At 47.3% G+C, this 25322-nt stretch carries 21 protein-coding genes; 15 read left to right on the forward strand and 6 right to left on the reverse strand.

What is annotated here, in order from left to right:
- Nucleotides 1-68 precede the first annotated feature (68 nt).
- Both metG and ABLA33_RS05205 read left to right on the forward strand, forming a co-directional pair.
- A complete protein-coding gene (gene metG, locus ABLA33_RS05200; RefSeq protein WP_347719503.1) occupies nt 69-2111 on the forward strand; it encodes a methionine--tRNA ligase in 2043 nt (680 codons plus the stop codon).
- Nucleotides 2112-2321: 210 nt separating this feature from the next.
- The gene (locus ABLA33_RS05205; RefSeq protein WP_347719504.1) at nt 2322-3440 is read left to right on the forward strand and encodes a glycosyltransferase family 4 protein; all 1119 of its coding nucleotides are present in this window, start codon (nt 2322-2324) and stop codon (nt 3438-3440) included.
- A 520-nt stretch (nt 3441-3960) separates the two neighbouring features.
- Here ABLA33_RS05205 and ABLA33_RS05210 read toward each other — a convergent pair.
- Entirely contained in the window at nt 3961-6039 is a 2079-nt protein-coding gene (locus ABLA33_RS05210) for a GDSL-type esterase/lipase family protein (RefSeq protein ID WP_347719505.1), read from the reverse strand.
- 319 nt (nt 6040-6358) lie between these two features.
- On the opposite strand from ABLA33_RS05210, the gene ABLA33_RS05215 reads away from it, so the two are divergent.
- From ABLA33_RS05215 to ABLA33_RS05250, 8 genes are all read left to right on the forward strand, one after another.
- Nucleotides 6359-7732, forward strand: coding sequence for a hypothetical protein (locus ABLA33_RS05215; RefSeq protein WP_347719506.1), 1374 nt, complete (start codon nt 6359-6361; stop codon nt 7730-7732).
- Nucleotides 7733-7756: 24 nt separating this feature from the next.
- Entirely contained in the window at nt 7757-9856 is a 2100-nt protein-coding gene (locus ABLA33_RS05220; protein WP_347719507.1) for a leucine-rich repeat protein, read from the forward strand.
- A gap of 765 nt (nt 9857-10621) precedes the next feature.
- Nucleotides 10622-11929 (forward strand): Na+/H+ antiporter NhaC family protein, encoded by a 1308-nt coding sequence (locus tag ABLA33_RS05225; protein WP_347719508.1) that lies wholly within the window; start codon nt 10622-10624, stop codon nt 11927-11929.
- 247 nt (nt 11930-12176) lie between these two features.
- Nucleotides 12177-12716 carry an Lrp/AsnC ligand binding domain-containing protein gene (locus ABLA33_RS05230; protein ID WP_315089919.1) on the forward strand — a complete coding sequence of 180 codons (540 nt, stop codon included), beginning with the start codon at nt 12177-12179 and terminating at the stop codon, nt 12714-12716.
- 10 nt (nt 12717-12726) lie between these two features.
- Nucleotides 12727-13014: a DUF4491 family protein gene (locus ABLA33_RS05235; protein ID WP_311490836.1), complete on the forward strand. Its 288-nt coding sequence runs from the start codon at nt 12727-12729 to the stop codon at nt 13012-13014.
- A 152-nt stretch (nt 13015-13166) separates the two neighbouring features.
- A complete protein-coding gene (locus ABLA33_RS05240; protein ID WP_347719509.1) occupies nt 13167-14915 on the forward strand; it encodes a gamma-glutamyl-gamma-aminobutyrate hydrolase family protein in 1749 nt (582 codons plus the stop codon).
- Nucleotides 14916-15033: 118 nt separating this feature from the next.
- On the forward strand, nt 15034-16017 hold the full coding sequence (locus ABLA33_RS05245) for a M28 family peptidase (RefSeq protein ID WP_311490838.1): 984 nt from the start codon (nt 15034-15036) through the stop codon (nt 16015-16017).
- Between the two features lie 38 nt (nt 16018-16055).
- Entirely contained in the window at nt 16056-16475 is a 420-nt protein-coding gene (locus tag ABLA33_RS05250) for a SufE family protein (protein WP_347719510.1), read from the forward strand.
- A gap of 589 nt (nt 16476-17064) precedes the next feature.
- Here the strand turns inward: ABLA33_RS05250 and ABLA33_RS05255 are convergent.
- On the reverse strand, nt 17065-17601 hold the full coding sequence (locus ABLA33_RS05255; protein ID WP_347719511.1) for an RNA methyltransferase: 537 nt from the start codon (nt 17599-17601) through the stop codon (nt 17065-17067).
- 541 nt (nt 17602-18142) lie between these two features.
- Nucleotides 18143-19039, reverse strand: a complete 897-nt coding sequence (gene xerA / locus ABLA33_RS05260) for a site-specific tyrosine recombinase/integron integrase (protein ID WP_347719512.1) — start codon at nt 19037-19039, stop codon at nt 18143-18145.
- A 98-nt stretch (nt 19040-19137) separates the two neighbouring features.
- Here xerA and ABLA33_RS05265 point away from each other — a divergent pair, with 98 nt between their 5' ends.
- The 5 genes from ABLA33_RS05265 (at nt 19138) to ABLA33_RS05285 (ending at nt 23410) form a co-directional block, all read left to right on the forward strand.
- A complete protein-coding gene (locus tag ABLA33_RS05265; protein WP_347719513.1) occupies nt 19138-19560 on the forward strand; it encodes a type II 3-dehydroquinate dehydratase in 423 nt (140 codons plus the stop codon).
- A gap of 30 nt (nt 19561-19590) precedes the next feature.
- Nucleotides 19591-21036 carry a pyruvate kinase gene (pyk, locus tag ABLA33_RS05270; protein WP_347719514.1) on the forward strand — a complete coding sequence of 482 codons (1446 nt, stop codon included), beginning with the start codon at nt 19591-19593 and terminating at the stop codon, nt 21034-21036.
- 132 nt (nt 21037-21168) lie between these two features.
- Nucleotides 21169-21816 (forward strand): O-methyltransferase, encoded by a 648-nt coding sequence (locus ABLA33_RS05275; RefSeq protein ID WP_347719519.1) that lies wholly within the window; start codon nt 21169-21171, stop codon nt 21814-21816.
- Between the two features lie 7 nt (nt 21817-21823).
- The gene (gene rbfA / locus ABLA33_RS05280; RefSeq protein ID WP_009347810.1) at nt 21824-22162 is read left to right on the forward strand and encodes a 30S ribosome-binding factor RbfA; all 339 of its coding nucleotides are present in this window, start codon (nt 21824-21826) and stop codon (nt 22160-22162) included.
- A gap of 12 nt (nt 22163-22174) precedes the next feature.
- Nucleotides 22175-23410, forward strand: a complete 1236-nt coding sequence (locus ABLA33_RS05285; protein WP_347719515.1) for an FtsX-like permease family protein — start codon at nt 22175-22177, stop codon at nt 23408-23410.
- Between the two features lie 24 nt (nt 23411-23434).
- Here ABLA33_RS05285 and ABLA33_RS05290 read toward each other — a convergent pair whose 3' ends face one another.
- The 3 genes from ABLA33_RS05290 to ABLA33_RS05300 all read right to left on the reverse strand — a co-directional run bounded on the left by ABLA33_RS05290 (nt 23435) and on the right by ABLA33_RS05300 (nt 25123).
- The gene (locus tag ABLA33_RS05290) at nt 23435-23800 is read right to left on the reverse strand and encodes a hypothetical protein (protein ID WP_347719516.1); all 366 of its coding nucleotides are present in this window, start codon (nt 23798-23800) and stop codon (nt 23435-23437) included.
- Nucleotides 23801-24257: 457 nt separating this feature from the next.
- Nucleotides 24258-24860, reverse strand: a complete 603-nt coding sequence (locus ABLA33_RS05295; protein WP_347719517.1) for a hypothetical protein — start codon at nt 24858-24860, stop codon at nt 24258-24260.
- Nucleotides 24861-24931: 71 nt separating this feature from the next.
- Nucleotides 24932-25123 (reverse strand): hypothetical protein, encoded by a 192-nt coding sequence (locus ABLA33_RS05300; RefSeq protein WP_347719518.1) that lies wholly within the window; start codon nt 25121-25123, stop codon nt 24932-24934.
- Nucleotides 25124-25322: the final 199 nt, after the last annotated feature.

Raw genomic sequence — 25322 nt, forward strand, 5'->3', positions numbered from 1 at the left:
TCATAGTTTCCTCATATTGAAGTAATTTTGCACACATAAATAGAATTATAATAAGAGAAAGAAATAATATGGAAAAGAAAGACTTCAAGCGCACCCTTGTGACGGCCGCTCTGCCCTATGCCAACGGTGGTGTTCATATCGGACACTTGGCGGGAGTTTATGTGCCGGCCGACATCTATGTGCGCTATCTGCGCCTTCGCGGACGTGATGTTCTCTTTATCTGTGGTTCCGACGAACACGGAGTACCTATCACCATCCGTGCTAAGAAAGAAGGCGTCACTCCGCAAGATGTCTGCGACCGCTACCATAAACTCATCAAAGAATCTTTTGAGAAATTCGGAATAAGCTTTAGTATTTATAGCCGTACTACTTCAGACGTACACGCAAAGACCGCGACCGAATTCTTTGAAAAGCTCTACGAAAAAGGAGAATTTATCGAGCAAGAAAGCGAACAGTACTTCGACGAGGAGGCAAAGACTTTCTTGGCCGACCGCTATATTAAAGGTGAGTGTCCCCACTGCGGAAATCCCGACGCATACGGCGACCAGTGTGAGAAGTGCGGTAAGGATCTTTCCCCCACCGAACTTATCAATCCGCACAGCACCATCAGCGGTTCAAAACCAGTATTGCGCACAACGAAGCATTGGTACTTGCCGCTCGACAAAGCCCAGCCCTGGCTGGAGAAATGGATACTTGCTGACCACTCCGATTGGCGTTCCAACGTGGTGGGCCAATGTAAGAGTTGGTTTGATATGGGTCTGAAACCGCGCGCCGTGACCCGCGATTTGGACTGGGGCATCCCCGTACCAGTGGAAGGCGCAGAGGGAAAAGTAATGTATGTCTGGTTCGACGCTCCCATTGGGTACATCTCCAACACGCGGGAGCTGCTGCCCAACGACTGGGAGAAATGGTGGAAGAGCCAAGACACGCGCCTCGTCCACTTTATCGGAAAGGACAACATCGTATTCCACTGCATCGTTTTCCCTGCTATGCTCAAGGCTGAAGGCTCATATATTTTACCAGACAACGTTCCTGCCAATGAGTTTCTCAATCTGGAAGACGACAAAATCTCTACTTCTCGCAACTGGGCGGTTTGGCTCCACGAATATGTGGAGGAATTCCCTGGAAAACAAGACGTGCTTCGCTACGTACTTACCGCCAATGCTCCAGAGACTAAGGACAACAACTTCACTTGGAAGGACTTCCAGGCGCGCAACAATAACGAACTTGTGGCTGTCTACGGGAATTTCGTCAACCGCGCCCTTGTGCTGACGCAGAAGTACTTCGGAGGCAAAGTTCCGCCTTGCGGAGAGCTCACTGAACAGGACAAAGAAATCATTGCAGAGTTCCGCGACGTCAAAGCAAAGGTGGAAGAGCTGCTTGAGAAGTTCCGCTTCCGCGACGCACAAAAGGAAGCGATGAACTTAGCCCGCATCGGCAACAAATACTTAGCCGACTCAGAGCCTTGGAAGGTCTTCAAGACCGATCCGAAGCGCGTGGAGACAATTCTGAACCTTTCGTTGCAGCTGGTGGCTAATCTGGCCATCGCTTTCGAGCCTTTCTTGCCGTTTAGCTCTGAGAAACTTCGCAGCATGATAAATATGCCCGACCTCAAGTGGGACAATCTCGGTCAGACTGACCTACTTGCTGCTGGACATGAGCTGAACAAGCCAGAACTACTCTTCGAGAAAATCGAGGACGAAGTAGTGGAAGCGCAAATCAAGAAGCTCGAAGAAACGAAGAAAGCCAACGAAGCGGCCAACTACAAGGCTGCGCCCATCCGCACAGACGTTGACATCGAAGAGTTCTCAAAGATGGATCTCCGCGTGGGCACTGTGTTGGAATGCGAAAAGGTTCCCAAGGCCGACAAGTTACTCCGATTCCTCATCGACGATGGTTTGGAGAAGCGCCAGATACTGAGCGGCATCGCTAAGTACTATAAGCCCGAGGATCTCCTTGGGAAGCAGGTGGTTTTCATAGCCAATCTCCCCGCTCGCAAGCTCCGAGGCCTCGACAGCCAAGGTATGATTCTCAGCGCCGTTAACAACGACGGCAGCCTCTCTGTTATCACCGTCGACCGCCCTGTTAAACCCGGATCGGAAGTAGGATAAAACCACCAATAGGATAGGAAGCCCCCTCCATCTCCCCCATAAGGGGGAGTGCTCAGATGCCTCTTGCAAGCAGACAGAGCCCTCCCCTCTACGGGAGAAATAGAGGGGGCTTTTTTCGCTCCTATATGTATTCTTTCTCAGAATAGTCGGCCGGCTCGTCTCTTCTGATGTTTTCTCCCTTATCCTTTATCTGTTAAACACTCCAATAATATGTCCCGCCTTCTTATCTTTCATCCTGCTCTTGCCCCTTATCGGCTCGATTTCTTCAATGCGCTGGGGAAGATTTTCGATTGTAAAGTCGTTTTCTTGCAACGGCAGAACGACGAATTGCTCATTCAGCAGCAAGAACTACTCAAGAATGCCACGTTCCGCTACGAATATCTCGACCAACACTTCAAACTCTTTGGGCGCGACATCAATCTGGGCTATTGGCAAACCATTCGCGCCTTTCAGCCCGATGTGGTGCTTTGTTGCGAATATACCTTATCGCTCTGGACAGCTCTGGCCTATCGCACGCTCCACCGCAAAAAATTCCGCCTATATACTATGACCGACGACAGCCAAGACATGGCCGAAGCGCGGCAAGGCGGAAAACGACGCCGACAAATGTATCTGTTGCGCCACATCGACGGGCTGGTGACGATTAGTTCCGAAATGGCTGATTGGTACAAGCAGAACAGTCCGGCGCGCCGCCTATTCAGTTTCCCCATTATCCGCGACGAGGAACGCTTCCGTGCAGAACAATCGCTCATCACTCCCTTTGTCGCCACGCACGTGAGCCGCTGGCAGTTGGAGGGCAAGAAGGTGTGCCTCTTCGTGGGCCGTTTCGTGGCGCTCAAAAACCTACGAGCACTCATCGAAGCCTTTGCAGCAGTGGTCAGAAAGGAAGAGGAAAAGGACAGCCTGCGCCTGGTGCTCGTTGGGCAAGGCGAAGAAAAGGACAACTTACTGAAAACGGCTGAGGAAAACGGAGTGGCCGACAAAGTCCTATTCCCAGGGGCTTACGGCGGGCACGAACTGATGGCTTGGTACCGCACGGCGAGCGTCTTCGTCCTTGGAAGTTGGCAGGAAGCCTTCGGAGCTGTCACCAACGAGGCTCTGCTCTCGGGTTGCCGCGTCATGGTGAGCCGCTACGCTGGTTCGCGCTCCCTCGTAACGCCCGAAAACGGCCGCGTCTTTGACAGCCTCAACGCCGACGACTTCCAACAGACCCTTGCGTCCCTCCTCGCCACGGCCACGCCCACACCTGCCGATGGTTTTGAGCGGCCAAGCCTGATGCCCGTCAGCTTTCAGGAAAGGATACGAGCCTTGTCGGAATTTCTACAATAAAACCGCCATATTGCCGAGTAACTTTACTCGGCATTTTCTTTACACTTACCTTTTCTCTTCTACGCGCTGATTTTCCAGTATCTTTGAAAAACTGGGATTTTCCGCAAAGATTTTCTTCGCCCAAAATATAAAAACGCCTCATTTTCTCCTCCAGAGCTCTCCGTTTTCTCCTTTTCTCTGAAATTTTGGAGCCTCTTTTCCCTTTTTTCTAACAAAGCTATGCGTGGATACAATAAGGCTGTCGGTCGGCATCCTTATTGCGCCAGTTGATAGCCTTATTCTGTCAGCTGACAGCCTTATTCTATCGAAGAACAGAAAGCTTTCTCCCACTCACCCACAAGAGAAAGAGTCAGATTTGAGCCACTCTCAATGGCGTAGAATAAGAATTTTATTGACTACAACAGTTTTATCATCTTCCCCCATATCCGAAGATAAGAACAAAGCCATACCGAAGAAATGAAAAAAGGTTCTCCGTCACAACTATGTGCAGAGAACCTTTCGTGCGTATCAAATGTGTTCGCTATTTGGCAGGCGTGGCCGCGGCCTCGAACGTGCTACAGGGAAGCGCAGCACTATTGACGAGATTGGCACGCGTGAAGGGCTGCCAGGCGTAACGCACAGAGACAGGATTCTTTACGGCATTGCTCTTCACCACCACTGTTGTACCTTCGATTTGGGCCATAGCAGCATGGTAAACGCCGTCTTCTCCGGCCACTTCGAAGCCTATCAATTTGGGCCCATTCGCTGCCAATCCGTCGGCATGACTGAAACGCAGGCGAAGCGCATCGGCCTGCACACTGACACCTACACACACAGGGCCTTCGGCCTCAAGCGTGTGGCCATAAGTGTGGGAGAGGGCCAAGCGCGCCAAGCGTTCGCCAACAGGTTGCTTGAGGGTGTAGTGAACATCGAGGGAGTCGCCCAAATCCGTTGTTACAGCCATCCACGTTTGGGGTAATTCTGCGGCCAAACGGCGTTGAGAGTCGCGGAAATGCGGCCAAGATGGGCGGTTGAGACTGGAGAGTTGGACAACATAGAAAGGCAGTTGCGGACGGCCAAAGAAGTTGCGCCAACTCTTTTCTAAGAGCGGGAAAAGGCGCTCATGCAGCTCCACGTTGTGAGCATTGGACTCGCCCTGATACCAAGCCACACCGCGGAGGGCATAATTGGCCAGCGGACGCATACCCGCCTCAAACATATAGGCAGGTTCGTAAGGATGGCGCTGCAAGGGATTCTTGCTCTCGCTGATGTTCTGCAACGCTCGTTGGCGCGCCCAAGGCATTCCGAAATCGCCCCGATACCAGTCGCGCAAAATCAAAGGAAAGTCCCACTCCAAGGTATGTCGGTCTATCCAGGATTCGGTTGTCGTGCCGCCCACGGCATTGCAGATGATGCCCACGGGAACTTTCAAACTGTCGGCCAAAGCTGCTCCAAAATGGTAGGCTACGGCCGAAAAACCTTTCAGACTTTCGCGTGAACATTTCTGCCACGGTCCGAGGTGGAGATACTGATGGCGATTGACAGAATCGCAGGCAGCGGCCGACCACTTTACGGCGTTCGTGGCGTAGATAGCGGGCATATTGAAGAAGTGGAGCAGCGTTCGGCTGTCGGCTTGAGCTAAATCGGCGTCTCTGCTGGAGGCTGAAGAAACGGGTAGTTCCATATTCGACTGCCCCGAACAGAGCCACACCTCTCCTATATATATATGGTCAATGACTAAGCGGCGGCTCGGGGCGGATAAGGTTGCTTTGTAAGGACCGCCGGCCGTTTGAGCGGGAAAGGTGAGTGCCCACTGCCCCGCGGCATCTGCCCGACAAGAAAGCGTGCGGCCGCAAAAACTGACCTTGACTTGTTCGCCAGCATTCGCCATACCGCGAAAAACAATTGGTTCATTTCGCTGCATCACCATACCGTCCGTGTAGAGCGGCGGGAGTTGCAAACCGCCGTAATTACCCGTCAGACCGCTATATACGGTCTGAGCGATGATTGCAGCCCCTTCCGCGCTGGGATGGATGGCATCTGCAAAAAGATCGGGACGGGAATAGAGCGGCGCGTGTAGGTCAATCAGCCCAACGTTTGCGGCTTTGGCCACCTGCCGAATATGTTGCTGGATGGCTGCGTGCCAATCGCGCGTTCCGCTACAAAAGCGCGCGTGGCGGTCGAATATGGGCGACATCAGGCATATCCATATCCGCGCTTTGGGATTGGCCGCGCGAAACTGACTGATAAGGCGCAAATAATCGGCATTAAAGTCCTCGCTATAATTCGGCCAATTGCGCGGATCGGTGTCATTGAGGCCGAGATGGATTACTACCATGTCGGCCTTGAAAGCTAAGACCTCTTCATACTCTTTCTGCTTCACGTAGGGCCTATGTCCTTTCTCGAGAAGCGTAGTTCCAGAATGTCCGAAGTTGCGCACCTCGTAGCCATCACCCAACAGGCGTTGCAATTGCGCCGGATAGCACTGAGTTTCACGTTCGGGCAGTCCGTAGCCCCACGTCACACTATTGCCCACGCATGCCACCTTTATCTTGCTCGCTGCAAAGGAGGTGAGCATTGTTAGCAATAGGCTACACAATAATATGATTTTTCTTGTCATAAATATAAAAGATGAGTTTTGTTGCATAAAGCGCCGGCCGTTCAGCACCCTGCTCCCCCCGCGCGGCTGCAATTTTCGGAAAATTCCCCGAGATAAGCAAGCAATTCAGTACTTACATGAATAACAATCGCTTAAAAGCAGACAATGACGGAGGAAATTATAGGAAGGAAAAATAAATATGCTATAAAACATATTTTCAAAATAGCTACTCATAGAAATTATAAATCTTTCTGATTTTTTGTCATATCTATTGGTGCTTCTCTCCTTTTTTCTGTAGATTAGGCCCCGACAATATGTCATCACTTAAATTATATCATCTATGAGACGAAACTTTACTGCTTTATCAGTGTGCTTCTGCTTGTGCCTACCTTTGTTGCAGGCAAGAGCACAAGTGTTGAAGAGTGTTGCGTGTAAGCCCAAAGCAGAGCTACGAGCTGCACAAGCAATCACCACAACAGATGCACAGTATGCTTTGCCAGTCCCGTTGCGAAACATTGCTACAATCAAGCAAGAGGACAATGCAGTGTGCAATCTGTTAGTTAGGCACAAAGCCATCAATGGCGGGGCTTGGCTATTGGCTTCAAAGGAGCGAAATGTGGTTTTCAAGGATGCGTCCAAAAATGGACCTACAGCGTGGAAGTGGACAATACCCGGAGCCACCGTTAGCTCCCAGCAAACGCAGGACGCCTCAGCAAAGTACACCGTTGAAGGCCTTTTCGACTTCCCCACACTTGAGGTGACGACAAGCAAAGGCATAAGCACTTATAAACCTGACTTGAAAATCAAAGCGGGCGGTACTGCTGAAATCACAACGATCGATATGCGCAAGTGGGGATCTACTTACCAGCTGGCCATGCTTCCCTTCAGCGAAGGACTGGAAGTAGGCGGCTGTTTGGGAGGTACTAATAACAAGGGGATTGTTGGAGTAGGAAATTTATTTATGATGGGAAGCGATGATATGTACCTTGATGGTGTCAATGTGTACCTCCATCATAAACCCAAGAAATATAAGGAAGATGCCACACTTGTACTGAAAGTTTGGATGGTGAAACTTCCTGAGGGCGGCGAACTTAAGTTTACTTCGCTGCCCGTTGAAGTTCAGACGATGAAGATGAAGGATATCAAAGCAGACGGCGAGGACGGCGCATGGGCACCAGTAGAGGGCGGCGCAGTGGCAGCCTTCCGTTTTGATGTACCTTTGGATCTCTATGGCAAAGGTTTGTTCTTTATATCAGTAGAAGGCTTTAGCAACGACCCAAGTACAGAGGACTTCTGCATTCTGACGGACCAAATCGGCATTCCCCTTTCTGAAGCTGACGCTAACAACCGCTTAGCGCACAATTCCTTTGCGCGACTAAAGGGCGAGACCGATTACTTGCGCCCCATCAGTATGTACGGCGGTGGCACGGGTAGCTTTGCCATTTGTCCGCTGGTTCGCGTTCCGCTCGAAACCACAGGTATCGGTTCGCTAAGAACTTCTGACAACGCTTCCTTCAAGGCTGTTGTTGCTCAGGACCAACTTCAAATCACAACATCTCAAGCGGGTCGCGTGAGAGTATTGGACTTAGCGGGGAAAACCATTAAGAGCCTCACGGTGAAAGCGGGCATGACCTCACTTCCTATAAGCCAACTGAACCGCGGCCTATACATCGTGGAAGGTCCGCGCGGCGAAAGTTTCAAAGTTATATTCTAATTTATCAGAAAAACATTTAGAGTTATGAATACATTTATTAAAGGTACGTTAGCGTCTTTATGCGCAATGTTTTTCATTGGTGGAGCGAACGCTCAAACCCACCAATGGCAGTTTGTCACTACTGGAGAGGGCAGCACATACGCTATTGAGAAAGACGGCTCCCTTTGGGCCTGGGGCTGGAACGAGAGTGGCCAGCTGGGCATAGGAGGTGGTGCACAAAAGGTATCCGTGCCCACACAGGTAGGTACTGAAAAGACATGGAAATATGCCGTGGCCGGACAATCATACGCCTTCTTCATCAAGACAGACGGCACACTCTGGGCCGTAGGAGATAACACCAAAGGTGTACAAGGCGTGGGCGACGGAATGGGACATAAGACGCCCGTTCAAGTAGGCACAGATACCAATTGGAAAAGCGTTTCTGTTTCGCGCTTCTTCGGACATACCGCCATCGGCATTAAGACTGACGGTACGCTCTGGGGTTGGGGCGAAGGAGAATTAGGAACGCTTGGTTTGGGCAACTATAAGAACCAATCCACTCCTAAACAAATCGGTACCGACACGGATTGGGCACAAGTGACCGTGGGAGATAACACGACGCTTGCCTTGAAGACCGATGGCTCCCTTTGGGGCTGGGGTTGGAATGATAATGGTACACTGTGCGACCTGCCTAAGAAGACAAAGACTCCTACTCGTATTGGTACGGACAACGATTGGGTGCAAGTGTATTCAGTTTCTACAACTGCCTACGGTATTAAAGCCGACGGCTCGCTTTGGGTTTGGGGCTCAGACGATAAAAACATTCTTGGACTCAACGATGAAAACATCACAAAGGTGCAGCAACCTCTCAAGATTAATGCTTTCAAAGAACCGGTAGTCTTTATCTCTGGCTACAGAAACGGTAGAGTCGTGGGTATAGGTTCGGGCGGCGTAGCCACAAAACTATACGCTTGGGGAACAAATGAGGACGGCGCATTGGGCAACGGCACAGGCGTGGCAGTAGATAACCCCACCGGTGGAATTACCTATATAGGCACACCAGTAGAAGTGAAGTTGCCGGCCAACACGAAGGTAACTCAGCTCACTTCGGGCGAGGGCTATTCTATCGTACTTACCGACAAGGGAAAGCTCTACGGCTGGGGCAAAAACAGAGGTGGACAATTGGGCGACCACGCCACAGAGAGCCAGATGACTTTCTCCAGTTTGCCGATTGTTGCAGGGGAGAAAGCTGAGGAAGTTCAAACTACGTTCACGTTTGATGCCGAGAATATTCCTGCATCTCTCAAAGAAGCCAAGGTGCTGATCCTAACTGGCGCGTGGGGCACTGAAGATTTCGCTAAACTCACGGCAGCTATCGGTAACAACTCGGGATTCCCACCAGTAGGCAATACTACGATTGAAAAAGTGGATATGAGTCAGGCCACCATCAAGGCTAAGACCTATCTCTATGTTACTTATGGTGTGAACAACGTGGGTACTTTCCAGGGCTGCAAGGCTCTCAAGGAAGTGGTGATGCCTGCTGATGCTGAGGCCGCTAATTTCGTAAGCTTCCGCTCGGCATTCCAGAATTGCCGCGTGCTGGAAAGCATCGACATGAAGGGATGTAGCAGTGTGCGCAACCTGACGGACGCTTTCTTCGGCTGCGAAAAACTGAAGCGCTGCGACCTCTCAGCTGCCGCTAACATTACGATGACGGAGAGCATGTTTGATCAATGTTCAGAGCTGGAAGAGGTAATCCTGCCTGGAAGTATTGCTTTGCAGAAATATGCTTTTGGAAACTGTTTGAAATTGAAGAAAATCGATTGGAGCAGGTTTACAGGCAAGAAGGCTCCTGTATTTGCTAAAGATCTCTTCCAATATATCACCGACTACAAGGCTATCACGCTCATCGTTCCTGAAGCTGCCTACGAATGGTTTACTGCTCACGCTGATTGGAACAAACTTAACATCGTGAAGGCTACTACTACTGGTCTCTCCACCTTGCAGCCAAGCACCCCCGCTTATGCTGGAAAAGTGTATGACCTGCAAGGTCGCTATCTGACTACTGTTGCCAACGAATCAGAGCTAAACCGCCTGCCTGTAGGTATGTATATCTGCAATGGCAAGAAAGTACTGGTGAAATAAGGAATAAGGCTTAATAGGAGCCCCCTCCATCTCAATGGGGAGCCCCCTCCATCTCCCCCATGAGGGGGAGTGCTCGGCTACCACTTGTAGCAGGATTCTCCAACGGTTTATTGGATTTCCGCTTTTCCGCATTTGGTTCTCCGACGGGTCGGACAAGTCGGACCAGTCAAATATTCAGTCCTCCGACCAGTCGGACCAGTCGGACCAGTCTGAGAACCAAAGCTGAGCACTCCCCCTTATGGGGGAGGTGGAGGGGGCTTAAAAATATCAACAATTTTCTTACTTTTTCCCTTTCACGAAGGCCACAAAATCGAGCACGAAAGGGAGAGAGCACCCCATCCAATCCTCCTGAGCATCAGTTTCCTTATTGCGTCAACGGATACAATAAGGATGTCGGCTGACACAATAAGGAAGCCAGCGGATACAATAAGGAAACTGACGGGCGGGATAAGGCCGAAAACGAGCAGAAAAATGAAAAAAAGTGCGGTTTTTGAGGTGAAAAACCAGAAAATAAGCTTTTTCTCACCCAAAACTATCCTGCAAAATCCTCCGACAAAGAAAAAATTTGGCCGCTCCACTCTTTTCTCGCGCTAAAAGGAAAAATGGATTTGTAAAATAATAAGGCGGTTAAGCAGCATAAAGATAAGAAATTAGAGAAAGGAGATGTAGATTAGAACTATTTTCTTATTTTAGAGGATAACTACGATTATATTTTGGCAAATCTGTATTTATCTGTAATTTTGTGCCACTTTACAAAATTTATTTATGCTTTTTCCACTCAATAGTAAGCACACAAAGAGAAAAAAGAATGGGCCGTTAGCACTCAGCCCTATGTTGTTCATGGTAGGAATGTTTGTGCTCCTATCTTTCATTTGTGGAGGCTTCTCCAAAGTGCCTCTACTCATCGTTTTCATCACTACGTCCGTCTTCTCCCTTTTCACGCTGCACCACACGCCCTTTGAGGAGCGCCTGACCATATACAGTAGGGGCGCTGGGCAGGATAATTTGCTTCTGATGATATGGATCTTTATTTTAGCAGGTGCTTTTGCCGCCACAGCGCGACAGATGGGAGCAGTGGATGCTACCGTCAATCTGTGTCTGCAATTATTGCCGCCGTCGATGCTCCTTCCCGGACTTTTCTTGGCTTCATGCTTCATCTCGATGAGTATAGGCACAAGCGTTGGGACAATTGTTGCCCTCGTGCCTATCGCCGTCGGAATGGCCGGTCCATCAGGGCTGACAGAGCCTATGATGGTGGCCAGCTGCGTGGGCGGTGCTTTCTTTGGCGACAACCTTAGTTTCATCAGCGACACCACTGTGGTGGCCACTCGCACGCAGGGGGTAAAGATGAGCGATAAGTTCAGAACCAACTTTGCCGTGGCTCTGCCGGCCGCTCTCCTCACGTTTGCGCTCTACATGTACTTAGGGTGGGGTACTACGAGCCATATAGCCGTGGGTGCAGTGGACTATTGGAAGATTCTGCCCTATGTGGCGGTCATCATCACAGCCATTCTGGGGCTCAACGTGCTGATAGTGCTCACGGGCGGTATTCTGCTCACGGGTATCATTGGTATTTGGGAGGGCAGCTATGATGTTGCTAATTGGCTTTCTTCTATCTGCGAAGGCATTGGCGGCATGAGCGAACTGATACTCATATCTATGATGGCGGGCGGACTGCTTGCCGTGATTCGTGCAGGCGGAGGTATCACTTGGCTAATCCATAACCTGACGAGACAAGTGAAGGGTGTGCGCGGCGGCGAACTGGGCATTGCCACCCTCGTTAGTCTCACCAATCTCTGCACGGCTAACAATACCGTGGCTATTCTTTCCGTGGGTCCGTTGGCCAAAGCCATCAGTCAGCGCTTCGGTGTAAGTCCGCGCCGCGCGGCAAGTATTCTCGACACCTTCTCATGTGTTGTTCAAGGCATCATACCCTATGGTGCGCAACTCCTCATGGCCGGCGGTTTAGCATCGCTTGCGCCCACGAGCATCATGCCTTTTCTCTTCTATCCCTATATCCTGGCTTTCGCTATGCTTATGAGCATCCTTGTTAGAAGAAAACAAGTAGGTTGATGATATAGAAGGACATATTTTCAAATCAAAGATAGGAAGTAAGAAAACTGTACTTTCGGAAGATAAAAGCAAGGAAAAAACGTTCTTTCTGCTATTTTTCATACAGTTTTCTTACTTCATCAATCAAAAAAAAAGACAAAAGATAATATTTCCTCTAATTTTCTCTACATTTATATTATAATATCCATCAGAAAAAGATTAACTTTGCTAACGGTTTAAGAACGCATAAATAAATTATATTATATAAATGGAGAAGATAGATAATCTAGATTTGCATATCTTAGGTGTTATTACTGAGAATGCTCGAGTTCCTTTCAAGGATGTTGCAGCTGTTTGTGGAGTTTCCAGAGCTGCCATTCACCAACGCGTACAGCGTCTCATCGAAGCTGGTATTATCGTTGGTTCCGGTTATAATGTAAATCCAAAGGCCATAGGCTATAGCACCTGCACTTATGTTGGTATTCGCTTAGAGCGCGGCTCTATGTACAGAGATGTAGCCACAAAACTCGACAAGATACCTGAAATCGTGGAGTGCCATTTCACAACGGGCAACTACACTATGCTGGTGAAACTTTATAGCCACGACAACGAGCATCTCATGGAGCTACTCAACCATAAGATTCAGGAAATCCCCGGCGTAATCTCTACGGAGACTCTCATCAGCCTCGAACAAACCATCAACCGCGAGATACCTATCCCTACAATAAACATTGTGGACAAGAAACCTCGCAAACCTCGCACTCCCCGCAAGAAAATAGAAGTTGCGGATATGGAAGACATCGACTAAATAAAGGGCTATGTACTTCGAAGGTATCCTGATAGGATTTTGTACCTTTCTGATTATCGGCGCCTTTCATCCAGTGGTCATCAAGACAGAGTACTATTTCGGTACACGCCCTTGGTGGATTTTTCTCCTGCTCGGACTCGCTGGCACAATAGGTGCGATATTCATTGAAAGTACTTTCTGGAGCTGTCTCTCTGCAATCACTGGTTTCTCTCTACTTTGGTCCATTCTGGAACTCTTTGAGCAGAAAGAACGTGTTAAGAAAGGCTGGTTCCCGAAGAATCCTAAACGAAAATACTAAGCTGATGGATGAGAGCCCGAGGTTCTCATTCATCAGTCTTTCTTTTCTGACATTCATCACATCTCGCCCCGCAATCAGCATCTGCTTGGCAAATCTTTACTAACAAAAGACGCGGATATCGAGATGCCCACAACTTATATACACATATAATTATGTCCTTCAATATCAACTTAGATTACGACAGCGTAACAGATCATTACCCCAACCACCAAGCTCGGCCCATCATCGGAATTACGGGAAATTTCGGTGAGAATGGTTGTACGCTCGGCGAAGGATATTATAAGAGTCTGGAGGCGGCAGGTGCTATACCAGTTGTCCTACCTCCTACGCAGAACATTACAGAAATTCTCACGCTCCTTGATCGTGTCGACGGAATTCTCTTAAGTGGCGGTGCCGACATCAATCCACTTTATCTGGACACTGATCCTATCCCCGAATTGCATAGTATCAATCCCGAACGCGACCGCTTCGAGTTGTTGCTCACTCGGTTTGCGTTCGACCGCCAAATACCGATACTCGGCATTTGTCGCGGTATGCAGGTACTTGCAGCTGCACTCGGTGGCAGTCTTCATCAAGATATCCGTGTGGCCATGCCTGATGCTCCTCATTTGAAGCACTCCCAAGATGCTCCCCGATACTTGCCCACACATTTTGTTGAGGCAGCAGCGGAAAGCACCATAAGCAACCTGTTAGGTTCGCGCTTTGCGGTGAATAGTTTCCACCACCAAGCCGTCAACGAAGCAGGACCTCATCTACGCGTAGTGGCTCGCAGCGCCGACGGCGTAGTAGAAGCCGTAGAAAGCAACGAGGAGAAAAGTATCATAGGTGTACAATGGCATCCCGAATGCTTTATTCAGAACGGCGATGAAAGTATGCTGCCGCTCTTCCGCTGGTTCATGACGCAGGCTGAGTCCTTCCGCCGCGCCCGCAAAGTACACCAACAGATTTTAACCCTTGACTCGCACACCGACACCCCTATGTTTTTCGAGCAAGGCGTCAACTTCGACCACCGCGACCCAAAGGTGCTCGTCGATCTCCATAAGCTCCAAGAAGGCATGATTGACTCTGTCATCATGGTGGCTTATCTAAAACAAGAAGGGCGCAGCACAAGCGAACTTGAAGCAGCCACCTGCAAGGCGCAGCGCATATTGCAAGAAATCAGAGATATGGTAGAAAATGTGCGCGGAGCTGAGATAGCCTACACTCCAAAGGATGCCCACCGCCTCAAATCTATGGGACGGAAAGCTATCTTCCTCGGAATTGAGAACGGCTACGCTATAGGCCGCGATTTAACAAACGTAGCGCGCTTTCGCAATGAGGGAGTGGTCTATATGACCCTTTGCCACAACGGCGATAACGACATCTGCGACGCCGCATCCCGTTCTAACAACGAACACAACGGCTTGAGCGATTTCGGCAAGCAGGTTGTCGACGAAATGAACCGCGTGGGCATGATGGTAGACCTTTCGCACGCTGGCGAAAAGAGTTTCTACGACGTCTTATCCTATAGTCAGTTGCCGCCCGTCTGCTCCCATTCATCGAGCCGCGCCCTTTGCAATCATCCGCGTAACCTCACGGACGATCAGCTGCGGGCTTTGGCCGACAAGGGAGGCGTTGCGCAAGTCACCTTCTACCACGGATTCCTCCGCGAAGACGGCCAAGCCACAATTAGCGACGTTGTAGCCCACCTGCTCCATATGATAGACGTGGCTGGCATTGACCACGTTGGCATCGGAAGCGACTTCGACGGCGACGGAGGCGTTCCAGGATTGGCTTCAGAGGCTGAAATGCTCAACCTCACCCGCCGACTCATCAACGAAGGCCTTACAAATGCACAGCTCCGCAAGATATGGGGCGGTAACTTCCTTCGAGTGATGAATCAGTGGCAGAAAATATACTAAACAAAAGTTCCCTTTATCTTCTTCATAAAGAAAAACGTTCGGATATGGCTCATCGGAGCCGACAGAACCTAACTATCTATGAAGAATATAAAGGGATTTTTCAATAACTTATATCTATATGAAACTTTCTTTCAAATTCCTCACAACAGCTTTAGCCGTCGGACTGGTAGGTCTGACAAGTTGCAAAAGCAAACAGCAGAACGACGCGGTAAAACCCGACGCTGAACTGGCAAAAGTGCAATTCAACGCCGACAGTGCCTATCAGTACATCGTGGATCAATGTGATTTCGGGGCACGTGTCCCAAATAGCGAAGCCCACGACCGTTGTGCTGATTACATCGTCAAAGCTTTCAAGCGATTCGGACTGACCGTCAACGAACAGAAAACGACTGTCAAAGGATGGGATGGAAAAATGCTCCAGTGCAATAATATCACTGCCAGCTATAAGCCCGAACTCCGTGAGCGCATCGTGATTTGTTCCCATTGGGATAGTCGTCCCTGGGCCGATGCTGATCCTGATTCTTCAAAACATCATGAGCCGGTTATGGCCGCCAATGATGGCGCGAGCGGTGTGGCTGTTATGATGGAATTGGCGCGTCAGATTCATCAGCTCAACCCTTCTGTTGGTGTCGACTTCGTATGTTTCGACTCGGAGGACTATGGTGCTCCCTACTGGGGGCCACAAACCAAGGACGAGAACGATTGGTGCCTCGGCAGTCAGTATTGGGCCAATAACTTACCTAAGGACTACAAACCGCGCTACGGCATTCTCCTCGATATGGTAGGCGGCGACGATGCACAATTTAAGTTTGAATACTACAGCATGCAGTATGCGCAAAACGTTGTAGCAAAGGTGTGGAGCGCAGCACAAAGTGTGGGGGCTGACAACTACTTTTTGCAGCAGGACGGAACGGCAGTCACTGACGACCACATCCCCATGAATCGTATTGCAAATATCCCCACAATCGACATCATCTCCGACAACGGCAACGGTTTCTCCCGTACCTGGCACACCACCATTGACACGCCGCAGAACATCTCTCGCGAGACGCTCAAAGCCGTAGGACAAACGCTCGTGCAAACGCTTTTTGAAGAAAAATAAAAAGCTTTTATTTATCAATCATCGTAACTTCAGAAACAATGACAATAGAAGAATCACAGCAAGAAATTATTGAAGAGTTCAGCGAAATGGACGACTGGATGGATCGCTACCAGCTGCTCATCGACATGGGGGAGGAACAAGCCCCTCTGCCTGCTGAAGAGAAAAACGAAAGTAACCTCATCGATGGTTGCCAAAGCCGCGTATGGATTGTGTGCAACGAACAAAACGGTCGCCTGCACTTCCGCGCTGAGAGCGATGCGCTGATTGTGAAAGGCATTATCGCGCTCCTCATCCGCGTTATCAACGACCACACGCCGCAGGAGATTCTCGATGCCAAACTCCATTTCATCGACGACATTGGCTTACGCGAGCATCTCTCGCCTACGCGCTCCAATGGTTTGCTGGCCATGATCAAACAAATCAACTTCTACGCCTTGGCCTACAAGGCAAAAGGATAACAACACAGAAGGCTCACCCCATCACAAAACAAGGTGAGCCTTCATTGTATCCTTCCTACAAATCGAAAACACTGGATACTATGAAGCACAGTTCATTTCTTGTAAACTCTTTTCGCATTCTACGCGTCTGAGAATCGCACGAAATCCAACTCAGAATTATCCGACTGAAATAACGCAACTATGGAGCGTTCAGTTTCCTTATTGGAAGGATAGTTTTATACTTAAATTCTCATTTTTCTCTTTATTCTGACAAACAGAATAAGGATAACAGGTATGAAGAATATAGAAACCACCGCAGATAGAATAAGGATATTTGAAAATACAATAAGGCTGTCGGCTGACTTCCTTATTGTATTCGCCAACGTAATAAGGAAAATGATGAATAGGCTTATTTTAGAAGTAAACAAGCTTATTGCGTGATGCAATAAGCTTGCTATATTGAAAAACTCAATTGACAATAAAAAAGACAGAAACTATTTGTTCGAAATCAGAAGGGAAAGGGAATTTTTTTTAATTCTCCGACTCGTCGGACCAGTCGGACCAGTCGGACCAGTCGGATAAAGAAGGCTGCTGCTCTTCCTCTCCTCAACTATTTCGTAAAGCCCAATTGTCGGGCAAATTCCCACATCACGATGCCGGCGGTAACACTCACGTTGAGCGAATGCTTAGTGCCGAACTGAGGAATTTCAATACAAGCATCCGAAGCATCTACCACTTGCTGCTGGACGCCCTTTACCTCATTGCCCATCACCAAAGCATAACGGCCGTTGGACGGCAGGGAGATTTCGTCGAGCTTGAGGCTTCCCTCCACCTGCTCAATACTGTAGATGGTGTAACCTTCAGCACGCAATGCCGCCAAGGCCTCTTCCGTTGTGGGATAGTATTGCCAGTCCACACTGTCTTCTGCCCCAAGTGCCGTCTTATGTATCTCCTGCTGAGGAGGACATCCCGTGATGCCACAAAGACAAACGCGCTGCAAGCGGAAAGCATCGGCCGTCCGAAAAACACTCCCCACATTGTGAAGACTCCGAATGTTGTCGAGCACCATCACTACGGGCAATTTCTCGGCCGCCTTAAACTCGGCCACTTCCAAACGCCCCATTTCTTCCACTCTCAGTTTGTGCATGATTTATATCTTTAAGAGGGCAATGCCCAAAACTATTCTGTTCGTCGGTAGATGCCCAAATTTTTGGCTGCAAAGTTAAGTTATTCCTGTTGATAAGTAGTGGAAAAGTCGTTGAAAACTGGTGGAAACACGGCTAATAACCTACTGCCGACAGAAGAGTTAAAGCTATTGACAGTTTTCCACTATATACCACTGTTTTACTCCTATTTTACGCAGCTTTTCCAACGGAAATTGACCACTATAAAAGACCTTTTTTCAGCCGTTCAAAACTTATCCACAGGCTGTGTAAAACCCTCTATAAAAGGGATTGTAACTATTTAATAACAGATACTTATAGTTTGTTTTCAGGTGTGGATATCGGCGTGGAAAAGTAAGCTTTCTTTGTGGATTACATTATTTCCAAATTTTATACAAAAAACTTATCCACCGTTTCCACAGGCAATTATCATCAACATAACTTTCTTTTCTTTTTCTAAGAATAAAAAAAGAAAAAAGAATATATAGAAAATGTTTTGCGTGGTGGATGGTGGAAAACGAGAAATCAATCCTTCTGATTTCTCGGAAAGTGTTGCAGAATCTGATCCCGAAGAAAGCGGCGATCAATGTGGGTATAGATTTCGGTTGTACTGATGCTTTCGTGTCCCAGCATGGTCTGAATGGCGCGCAGGTTGGCTCCGCCCTCCAGCAGGTGGGTGGCAAAACTGTGTCGAAAGGTGTGGGGCGAGATGGTCTTTTGGATACCCGCTTGTTCGGCGTAGACCTTGATGTTGTGGAATACAGTGATGCGCGACAGATGCTTCTTGCGCGCCGCACTGATAAAGACGTAATCTTCTTCGCCAGGTTTGATGTTGATGGAATTGCGGAAAGCGAACCACGACTTTAGTTCGCGAATGGCGCGCTCAGAGATGGGCACTAACCGCTGCTTGTTGCCCTTTCCCGTGACGCGCAGAAAACCCTCATCGAGGAAGAGATCGGAGAGCAGGAGGTTGCAAAGCTCGCTCACACGCAAGCCGCAGGAATATAGCATCTCAATGGCCGCGCGGTCGCGTTGCCCTTCCGGTGTGCTCACATCGATCACTCCTTCGATAGCATCAATCTCCTCCACGCTAAGTACCTCGGGCAAGTGTTTTCCTATCTTCGGCGATTCGAGAAGTTCCGTAGGGTCTTGTTCCAGATAGCCATCGAGAACAAGAAATTTATAGAACGAGCGGACACCCGAAAGAATCCGCGCAATGGAACGTTCGCCAATGCCGACATCCATAAGGGCCGCTGCAAAAGAATGGAAATGTTCGAGCTCCACCTTGAGAAAATCAATCTTTTCATCCTCAAAATAAGTAAAGAGTTTCTCTACGTCGTGGAGATAAGCCTCACGCGTGTTGTTGGAAAGTCCTTGTTCGAGCGTGATATAGCTCTTGTATTTTTTCAGAATACTGTTCATGGATGAAAAGAACGTTGGTGGGCGGCAAAGATACGGATAAATCGTGCGGCAAAGCGAAAAAAATGAAGTAACTTTGTAGCCTAATAATATATAGGCCTATGAAGATACTAATTATGAATGGTCCGAATCTCAACTTGTTGGGACAGCGCGAACCGAGCATATACGGCACGGGAACAATGGAAACCTATATGGCTGAACTTCAAAAGCTCTATCCAGAAGTTGAGTTGGAGTATTTTCAAAGCAATGTAGAAGGCCTCATGATTGATCGCCTACAAGCCACTCTCAGAGACGGCACAAACGGCGTGGTTCTCAATGCGGGTGCCTATACGCATACGAGTATTGCACTGGGAGATTGCATCCGTTCGCTGACGTGTCCCGTTGTGGAGGTGCATATCTCTAATGTGTACCAGCGCGAAGAGTATCGCCACCGCTCCATGATTAGTGCAGCCTGTAAAGGTATTATTGCTGGCTTCGGCCTTCATAGTTACCGCTTAGGTATCGAGGCTCTACTAAAAGATTAAATTTGTTTCAGAAAAAACAAGATAAGGAAGATGAAATACAAGAAGACCAAGATTGTTGCTACCATTAGTGACGCACGTTGCGACGTATCGCTGATACAGAAACTTTATGATGAAGGCATGAACGTAGTACGCCTGAACACGGCTCACCAAGGGCCGGAAGGTATGAAACGCGTAATTGATAATGTGCGCGAGGTTTCTAGCCACATCGCTCTGCTGGTGGATACGAAAGGACCTGAAGTGCGCACAACGGTTTGTGACGCCCCCATCACATTCAAAACTGGCGAAACAGTGAAGATTGCTGGACTGCCGGGGGAGAAGACCACGAAGGAGCGTATCTGCGTAAGTTACCCCGAATTTGTGCGGGATGTGGCTGTGGGTTCGCAAATATTGATTGACGATGGTGACCTCGGACTGCGCGTTACAGAAAAGGCCGACGACTGTGTCATCTGCACCGTGGAGAACGAAGCCACGCTGGGAGCGCGCAAGAGTGTCAATGTGCCGGGCGTGCGTATCAACCTGCCCGCTCTGACGGAGAAGGACCGCAACAACATACTCTTTGCCATCGACTACGATGTTGATTTCATCGCCCATAGCTTTGTGCGTTCGAAAGAAGATATCTTGGAAATTCGCAAGATACTCGAAGAGAAGAAGAGCGATATTAAAATCATCGCCAAAATTGAGAATCAAGAAGGTGTAGACAATATCGAAGAAATTTTGGAAGTAGCCGACGGCGTGATGGTGGCTCGTGGCGATTTGGGTATCGAAGTGCCGCAAGAATACATCCCTGGCATTCAGCGCCGCATAATTGCAGCCTGCATCCGCGCCCATAAGCCCGTTATCGTGGCTACGCAGATGTTGCAGAGCATGATTCGCAACCCACGCCCCACGCGTACGGAAGTGACCGACATTGCCAATGCTGTTTACAGTCGCGCCGATGCTGTCATGCTGAGTGGTGAGACTGCTTACGGCGACTACCCTGTTGAGGCTGTCCACGTTATGTCTACCGTGGCACGCCAGGCAGAACTCGATAATCTGGACGGAGTGACAGCCGACATCGACGTACCTCTCTCTCAGTATCCTACTGTGACGGAATTTTTCGCCAAAGAAGCAGTGATGGCCACTAAGACTATGCAGCTCCATGGTATTATCATGGATAGTTTCACGGGTCGCACAGCGCGCTACGTTTCTTCCTTCCGTGGTCGCAATACGGTGTTTGCACTTTGCTATAAACCCAAGACAGTGCGCCATTTGGCACTGAGTTTCGGTGTTTATCCTATCTATCTGCCGATGAAAACCTTCGGTCACGCCTTCCTTCTTGTGGCGTTGAAGAAACTGATTGCTGAAGGATTGCTCCATTATGAGGACCGCATTTGTTATCTTGGTTCTCACCGCAAAGAACAAAGCACAAGTTTTATGGAGATGAACATCGTGCGCAACCTGCTGGACGAAGAAGAGAAGGAAGTGTATAGAAACTAACATTTGAGGAATGAGTGGCGAGGTATAAGCCCGTTTTTTCGGAGCTTATGTCTTGCAACTTACAACTCGTGTGTAGTAAGAAATAATTCAACTGTGCAACATCATCACACAAACGGAGCAACACAAATACCGCTGGCAGAAACTGACAGCGTAGAGCTGTTGTACGACTACTTGGAGGCCCACTGCACTCCGGAGGATGAATACATGCACCGCCTTTATCGAGCCACCAATACACAGCTCGTGCGGCCGCGCATGGCCAGCGGACACATGCAGGGGATACTCCTGCGGATGATTGCACAAATGGTGCGCCCACAAACCGTACTCGAAATCGGCACTTACTCTGGCTATTCCGCTCTGTGTCTGGCTTCGGGGATGGAAAAAGGTACTAAAATCTATACTTTCGAGGTGAATGATGAGCAGGAGGACTTTACCAAACCGTGGTTTGATAATTCTCCTTATCCGGCCGATATAGAAATGATTATCGGCGACGTTCTGAAGTTGCTCCCCAATATGGATCTTCGTTTCGACCTCGTTTTTATCGATGCCAACAAAAGGGACTACCGCGCCTACTACGACCTTGTCTTTCCGCGTCTCAATCCGGGCGGTGTGATTCTGGCGGATAATACGCTCTGGGATAATCACGTTATCGATCCGGCTTATGATAACGATGTGCAGACAAAGGCTATTAAAGATTTCAATGATTATGTGGTGCAGGACAGCCGTGTGGAGAAAATCATTCTCCCGCTGCGCGACGGACTCACTATGATTCGTAAAAAATAAGACCAATATGGAAACTACCCGTCAACAGAAAATAGACCGCCTGATACAGAAAGAGCTCGGCGAAATGTTTCAACGCCAAACTCAAGCTATGCGAGGCGTGCTTGTGAGTGTAAGTAATGTGCGCGTGAGCCCAGATCTCAGTGTGTGCAACGTTTATGTCAGTGTTTTCCCTTCAGAAAAGGCCGATGAGATAGTAAAAAATCTCAACGACAACGTTCGCAGCATTCGCTACGACCTCGGACAGCGCGTGAGACATCAGCTCCGAATCATCCCCGAACTAAAGTTCTTCAAAGATGATACCCTCGACTACATCGAGCACATTGATGAACTTTTGGGCAACAAATAAGTAGCGACAACCATGTCGTTTCCATTCTACATTGCGCGCCGCTATCTTTTTTCTAAGAAGCAGCACAACGTTATCAACCTTATTAGCGGCATCTCCGTGGTAGGGGTAGCACTGGCTACACTTGCCATGGTTTGCGTTATGTCTGGCTTCAATGGTTTTCAAGACCTCATTGGCAATCTCTTCACTGCCTTCGATCCGCAGCTGGAATTGGTTCCAACGCAGGGCAAGGTAATGGCGGAGGACGATCCCTCGCTCGTGGCAGTGAGGCGCAATAGCAAAGTGGCAGCGGCCACAAACAGCTATGAGGACAACGCCCTCATACTTTTCAAAGGACGCCCTTTGGTGATCATGCTAAAGGGTGTGGACGACAATTTCACAAAGACGTCTGGAATTAAGAATATTCTTTACGGACAAGGGGAGTATTCGCTCCGCCGTGGCAATTTGAATTACGGTATCCCAGGTTATAATCTCGCCCTGCAAATGGGAGGTTTGAATTTCGGGACGTTGCAAATCTGTGTACCTAAAAAGGGCGAGCAAATAAATCTGGCTAACCCGATAGAAAACATTAATGTTGACGATTTGACGGCTTCAGGAATCTGCTTCCAGGTTAATCAACAGAAGTACGACGACAATCTAATGCTTTGTTCTCTGCCCTTTGTTCAAGGGCTTTATAATCAAGAGGGCTGCATCACTAAGTTGGAACTCAAACTCAAAGATGGCGTTGACGAACAAGTGGCTAAAAAGGAATTGCAACAACTGGCGGGGCCACGATTCAGAGTGCTCGATCGCTATGAGCAACACGAGGAAACGTTCAACGTGATGCAGATAGAAAAACTCTTTGCCTTTGCTTTCCTCACCTTCATAGTCCTCGTGGCTTGCTTCAATATCATAGGTAGCGTTTCGATGCTAATTATTGACAAAACAAAGGACATATCTACGCTTCGTCACCTCGGAGCCACCAACAAGCAGATAGTGCACATTTTTCTCTTTGAGGGATGGCTCATTTCCTTTATGGGAGCGATCATCGGCATTGTTCTCGGTCTCATTTTATGCCTTTTGCAGCAGCAGTTTGGCCTGCTAAAGCTCGAGCCAACAGGCGGCGGCAACTTTATCGTGGATGCGTACCCCATCAGCGTTCATGCGCTCGACATTGTGATAATCTTCTTCACCGTCATCATTGTTGGCTTCCTCAGCGTGTGGTATCCGGTGAACTATCTGAGCCGCAAAAGCATGGATTCGCAAGTATAAGCCAACGTTTAGACTTATTGAATCCTATTGTCTAACTCCCCATATTTTTGAATATAAGCACTTGTCTTTGCTGCGTACTTCGTAAATATATCTACCGCTAAATTTAACTGTAGAAGAAAGTATAGCATCTTCTGCTTCTTTGCAAGATTTTAGAATGGCAGCAGGCGATGTACCAGGAGCAAAGTATTGACTATTACAGTTTAGTCCATTTTGTTTGTAAGAGTCATAGTATGCGTTCTTTATTATTTCAACTTCTTTATCATCACTTGATATTGCTGAAGTTAAACCACAATAATAAATTTCAGGTTCTTCATTATGGCTGCATGAATATATAAGGCAGGATAATAATATAGATAATGCAATGAGTAGATAGTTTATGTTCTTCGACATAATTGATTGTTTTAAGTGGATAAAGTAATATTAAAATATGTTGCAAAATTACTTTATTTTGAATTATAAAAAAACTATTTTGAAATAATTGAATAGATATTTGCTTTATCTTTATACTATAAGAAATGCTGTCCTAAATAGATGATAAAATACTACTTGGTCAGTATAAGATATACTATCTATTCAGCGAAAATTTTATGTTATGGATCTATTTCTTATTATTTTTCCTACTAAACTTTAGAATAATATCTACTCCTATCAGCAAAAACATATATTTTGTTGTCACGTTGTCACGGAGGTGTAAACGTATTGATAAATAGTTACTTATAAGTGTGGCAACAAAATTTTATTGTCACCTTGTTGTTATGCTTATAATATGTATCTGCATTGTAATATTCAAGCTAATTTATTATTTCAATATAGGAGAAATCTCTTGTGTCTGCGTTTAAAATCAAAATCATTTTATTAAATGATTTGGCAATAATGGTAAATCTAATTCATTCATTAAACTATCTGATAACCATTTATCTTCTTTTTTAACATAAGGATTTTTCAGCCAGTTCTTAAATGCTGTATTAAAGATTGTGCGGTGTTCACATACTACATAATATTTGTCTAGAATAAGCATGCATGTCGATGATGAAAGCTTTCCCTTTTTAACTTCAGATATTAGCATTTCTCTTAAATGTTTATTTAAACGTCTCGGATTATGAAGAAAAATTACTAATAATGATGCATTTATAGATTCTTTATTTGAATACGTTTTACCAAGAACTTTTCCATCGATCCACCCATATTTTTCTATAATTTCTGTTGCCCGTTGAAAATTAATAGAATCTACAGAAATGAGAAATGCCCTTACATCCTCCTTTTTCATAAATTGGTGTAATGAAGAGTCTCTAACCCCTTGGTCTAATCCGTATATTTCAGAAAGGACTAAGGCTATACTATCTGTAGGAAAATTGGAGTAAGATGTAAGAGACACTTTGGGAGAGAGGGAGTAAGAGCAAAAGAGTATTGTAAAAAATAAAAGAGTAGCAATTTTTTTTATTCTTTTCATATATATATTTTATTATTTCTTAGTAAAAATAGTAAAAGGAAATTCCTATTACAATATGGGTTACTTATTATTTAATAAGCCCTCTTTGAAGATGAATTTATCAGACTATCACCTGGCTCAGGAATTGAAATAACAATAGATTCTCCTTTTCTCACCTGACCTTTAGGATATTCATTCTCTATAATAACTCCGACTTCTATCATTTCTGTAGTTGTTGTTCCTCCTACAATTGGGGACATTTTAGCTTTCTTTATTTCTTTCATTTGGAAAAGATATGACTTAAATGGCTACTTCTTAATATGATAGTTCTTGCTTTTCCTATTTATTAGGGCAGATAGTATACAAAAATATTATTAAATAATTATATATAACTTAATTAAAATATAATATTAATAATAATTAACTGATAGAATACTTTTATAATGCTACTCCTACCAGCAAAAACATATATTTTGTTGTCAC

The sequence above is a fragment of the uncultured Alloprevotella sp. genome (genome assembly GCF_963536905.1).
Taxonomy (GTDB): domain Bacteria; phylum Bacteroidota; class Bacteroidia; order Bacteroidales; family Bacteroidaceae; genus Alloprevotella.

What these genes read in the sequence shown, in the direction of transcription:
- metG (WP_347719503.1), top strand. Translation starts at nt 69, where the DNA reads ATGGAAAAGAAAGACTTCAAGCGCACCCTTGTGACGGCCGCTCTGCCC.
- ABLA33_RS05205 (WP_347719504.1), top strand. Translation starts at nt 2,322, where the DNA reads ATGTCCCGCCTTCTTATCTTTCATCCTGCTCTTGCCCCTTATCGGCTC.
- ABLA33_RS05210 (WP_347719505.1), bottom strand. Translation starts at nt 6,039, where the DNA reads ATGACAAGAAAAATCATATTATTGTGTAGCCTATTGCTAACAATGCTC.
- ABLA33_RS05215 (WP_347719506.1), top strand. Translation starts at nt 6,359, where the DNA reads ATGAGACGAAACTTTACTGCTTTATCAGTGTGCTTCTGCTTGTGCCTA.
- ABLA33_RS05220 (WP_347719507.1), top strand. Translation starts at nt 7,757, where the DNA reads ATGAATACATTTATTAAAGGTACGTTAGCGTCTTTATGCGCAATGTTT.
- ABLA33_RS05225 (WP_347719508.1), top strand. Translation starts at nt 10,622, where the DNA reads ATGCTTTTTCCACTCAATAGTAAGCACACAAAGAGAAAAAAGAATGGG.
- ABLA33_RS05230 (WP_315089919.1), top strand. Translation starts at nt 12,177, where the DNA reads ATGGAGAAGATAGATAATCTAGATTTGCATATCTTAGGTGTTATTACT.
- ABLA33_RS05235 (WP_311490836.1), top strand. Translation starts at nt 12,727, where the DNA reads ATGTACTTCGAAGGTATCCTGATAGGATTTTGTACCTTTCTGATTATC.
- ABLA33_RS05240 (WP_347719509.1), top strand. Translation starts at nt 13,167, where the DNA reads ATGTCCTTCAATATCAACTTAGATTACGACAGCGTAACAGATCATTAC.
- ABLA33_RS05245 (WP_311490838.1), top strand. Translation starts at nt 15,034, where the DNA reads ATGAAACTTTCTTTCAAATTCCTCACAACAGCTTTAGCCGTCGGACTG.
- ABLA33_RS05250 (WP_347719510.1), top strand. Translation starts at nt 16,056, where the DNA reads ATGACAATAGAAGAATCACAGCAAGAAATTATTGAAGAGTTCAGCGAA.
- ABLA33_RS05255 (WP_347719511.1), bottom strand. Translation starts at nt 17,601, where the DNA reads ATGCACAAACTGAGAGTGGAAGAAATGGGGCGTTTGGAAGTGGCCGAG.
- xerA (WP_347719512.1), bottom strand. Translation starts at nt 19,039, where the DNA reads ATGAACAGTATTCTGAAAAAATACAAGAGCTATATCACGCTCGAACAA.
- ABLA33_RS05265 (WP_347719513.1), top strand. Translation starts at nt 19,138, where the DNA reads ATGAAGATACTAATTATGAATGGTCCGAATCTCAACTTGTTGGGACAG.
- pyk (WP_347719514.1), top strand. Translation starts at nt 19,591, where the DNA reads ATGAAATACAAGAAGACCAAGATTGTTGCTACCATTAGTGACGCACGT.
- rbfA (WP_009347810.1), top strand. Translation starts at nt 21,824, where the DNA reads ATGGAAACTACCCGTCAACAGAAAATAGACCGCCTGATACAGAAAGAG.
- ABLA33_RS05285 (WP_347719515.1), top strand. Translation starts at nt 22,175, where the DNA reads ATGTCGTTTCCATTCTACATTGCGCGCCGCTATCTTTTTTCTAAGAAG.
- ABLA33_RS05290 (WP_347719516.1), bottom strand. Translation starts at nt 23,800, where the DNA reads ATGTCGAAGAACATAAACTATCTACTCATTGCATTATCTATATTATTA.
- ABLA33_RS05295 (WP_347719517.1), bottom strand. Translation starts at nt 24,860, where the DNA reads ATGAAAAGAATAAAAAAAATTGCTACTCTTTTATTTTTTACAATACTC.
- ABLA33_RS05300 (WP_347719518.1), bottom strand. Translation starts at nt 25,123, where the DNA reads ATGAAAGAAATAAAGAAAGCTAAAATGTCCCCAATTGTAGGAGGAACA.